Annotated in this window: 2 protein-coding genes and 1 pseudogene; all 3 read left to right on the plus strand. The window is 24.6% G+C overall.

The window, feature by feature from the left end; all coding sequences use genetic code 11:
* Window positions 1-127: 127 nt before the first annotated feature.
* Window positions 128-208, plus strand: a pseudogene (locus GBZ86_RS18475) (LD-carboxypeptidase); the annotation flags it as partial.
* Between the two features lie 138 nt (window positions 209-346).
* Window positions 347-703: a S66 peptidase family protein gene (locus GBZ86_RS18325; RefSeq protein WP_234885179.1), complete on the plus strand. Its 357-nt coding sequence runs from the start codon at window positions 347-349 to the stop codon at window positions 701-703.
* 139 nt (window positions 704-842) lie between these two features.
* Window positions 843-2,219, plus strand: coding sequence for a UDP-N-acetylmuramoyl-L-alanine--D-glutamate ligase (gene murD, locus GBZ86_RS14720; RefSeq protein WP_152891898.1), 1,377 nt, complete (start codon window positions 843-845; stop codon window positions 2,217-2,219).
* Window positions 2,220-2,691 lie beyond the last annotated feature (472 nt).

A 2,691-nucleotide genomic window follows, 5' to 3' on the forward strand; every position in this document is an offset into this window, starting at 1 on the left:
ATACTATTCATAGAACCAAATTCCTCCTGTGTTTTATTAGTATTGGTTGTATTAATAGTTTGCACAGTTTTTAGGAATTTGGTTCATTTTTTATAAAATTAATTTTTAATTACTTGTAAAGTGGTGTATTATAAAAGATAATCCTAAGTCTTTTTTTGGATATAGTGATGTAACTGTTATATTAAATTCTATATACTCAAAAAGTAATATTGATACTTATTTATATCAAATTAGAAATCTTATTGGTAGTAATAGAGAAGAACAGATTTTTAACTTTGTAGAAACATTTATAAATGAAAAAAATAATATATACAACTTTGAGTATAAATGGATTCAAAATAAAAAAATGGAGGGAATAGTCATTGGGGGTAATATAAGATGTTTTTTAAAACTTGTAGGAACAAAATTTATTCCTACATTTAAAAATAAAATTTTATTTTTAGAAAGCTTAAGTGGAAATGCTGCAAGAATAAAAAGTTATTTAACTCAATATAAAAATATGGGTGTATTTAATGAGGTTAATGGAGTAATTTTAGGTACATTTAAGGAGATGGAGATAAATAAATACAATCTTACTGTAGAAGAACTTGTATTAGATATAATAAACAATGAAAATTTGCCTATAGTTAAAACTAAAAATATTGGTCATGGAAATGATTCGAAATGTTTAGTATTAGGAAAAAAAATAATTTTAGAAAGTTGAAAAAATAATAAGTTATAGGCTGTAAAGTAGAATAAGTATTATACAAGTGTTATAATTAGAAAGATATAGGATAGTATTTATAAATAGAATCATAATATATACTATTTTACTTTAGTATAGGTCTTGGAGGATTCAAATAATGAAAAGAGATTTTAATGAATTTAAACAATTTATAAAAAATAAAAATGTTGCAGTAGTTGGAATTGGGGTTAGTAATATACCTTTAATAAATTTTTTGTTTCAGTTAGGTGCTAAAGTAACTGCTTTTGATATTAAAAGTAAAGAAGAGCTTGGAGAGATTGCAATAGATTTTCAAAATAAAGGAATAAAATTAGAGTTAGGAAAAAACTATTTAGATAGATTAAGTGGATTTCAAGTTATATTTAAGACACCTTCTATGAGAATTGATTGTGAAGCTTTAGTTAAAGCTAAAAATGAAGGTGCATATATAACATCTGAGATGGAAGAGTTTGTGAAATATTGTAAAGGAAAAGTTTATGGAGTTACAGGAAGCGATGGTAAGACAACAACTACTACTATAATATATAATTTATTGAAAAATGAAGGGTATACTACTTGGATTGGGGGCAATATTGGTAATCCTTTATTTTCAAATATAGAAGATATAAAAGAAGATCATAAAGTGGTTTTAGAGTTATCAAGCTTTCAATTAATGACTATGGAAAATGAAATTGATGTAGCTATAGTTACTAATATAACTCCAAATCATTTAGATATGCATAAAGATATGAACGAATATATAGATTCTAAAAAGAGAATTTTAAAATATCAAAAAGAAAATTCTCTTTTAGTAATAAATGATAATAATAATATCACAAAAGAGTTTGCTAAAGAAGCCAAAGGAAGAGTAGTTAAATTTAGTTCAACTAAAGCTGTAGGAGAAGATGCTTATTATAAAGAAGGTATTATTTATGTGCATAAAAAAGAAGTATGCAAAAAAAATGATATAGTTATAAAAGGTATGCATAATGTAGAAAATTATTTAGCAGCTTTTTTAGCAGTTTATGATGAAGTATCAATAGAAACTATGAAAAGTTTAACAAAAACTTTTTCAGGAGTGGCTCATAGATGTGAATTTGTTAGAAGTGTTAATGGGGTTAAGTATTACAATGATTCTATAGCATCTACCCCAACTAGAACTTTAGCAGGGTTAAAAGCTTTTGAGCAACCAGTTATATTAATAGCAGGAGGATATGATAAGTATGTTCCTTTTGAACCATTAGCCTTTGAAGGATATGAGAAGATTAAAAGTATAGTATTATTTGGAGCAACTAAAAATAAAATTAGGAGTTGTTTTGAAAAACTTAAAGAAATTAAAGGCATTAATGTTCCTGTTTATATAGTTAATACATTAGAAGAGGCAGTTAATAAAAGTAAACAAATTTCTAAGCTTGATGATATAGTAACATTATCTCCAGCATGTGCAAGTTTTGATATGTTTAAAAATTTTGAAGTAAGAGGAAACAAGTTTAAAGAAATAGTTTTATCATTATAATATAATAAAAAAAGAAGATTTTTAATAAATAATTAAAAGATCTTCTTTTTTTATATTATAAATTACTAAATCAAACATAAACTTATCCAGGAGTATCTTTATATGAAAAAATAAGAATTTATTAGTATAATGTAGAAAAATAATTATATTGATAAAAAAATAATGTAATTAATGTAAAAAAAAAATAAGGTTAATGATATGATAAATCTCGTCGCTGATGAGTGACGTCAACGAAATAAAAAACAAACTTGAAAAAGTTAAAAAGTTTTTAAAAAGTTGTTGACAAAAAAACTTATTAGTGATATGATAAGAAAGTCGCTTGAGAGTGACGGACAAAATAAAGAGATGATCTTTGAAAATTAAACAGATAAATTTAAGTAAACCAGCAATTCTTTTATAAGTAATATGAGTAAATGATTAAACTTTTAATTTGAGAGTTTGATCCTGGCTCAGGATGAACGCTGGCGGCGTG

This window comes from Clostridium tarantellae, from assembly GCF_009295725.1.
Taxonomy (GTDB): domain Bacteria; phylum Bacillota; class Clostridia; order Clostridiales; family Clostridiaceae; genus Sarcina; species Sarcina tarantellae.

Bases quoted from the DNA above. Each gene is read 5' to 3' on its own strand.
- murD (WP_152891898.1), top strand. From the start codon at position 843: ATGAAAAGAGATTTTAATGAATTTAAACAATTTATAAAAAATAAAAAT.
- GBZ86_RS18325 (WP_234885179.1), top strand. From the start codon at position 347: ATGGAGGGAATAGTCATTGGGGGTAATATAAGATGTTTTTTAAAACTT.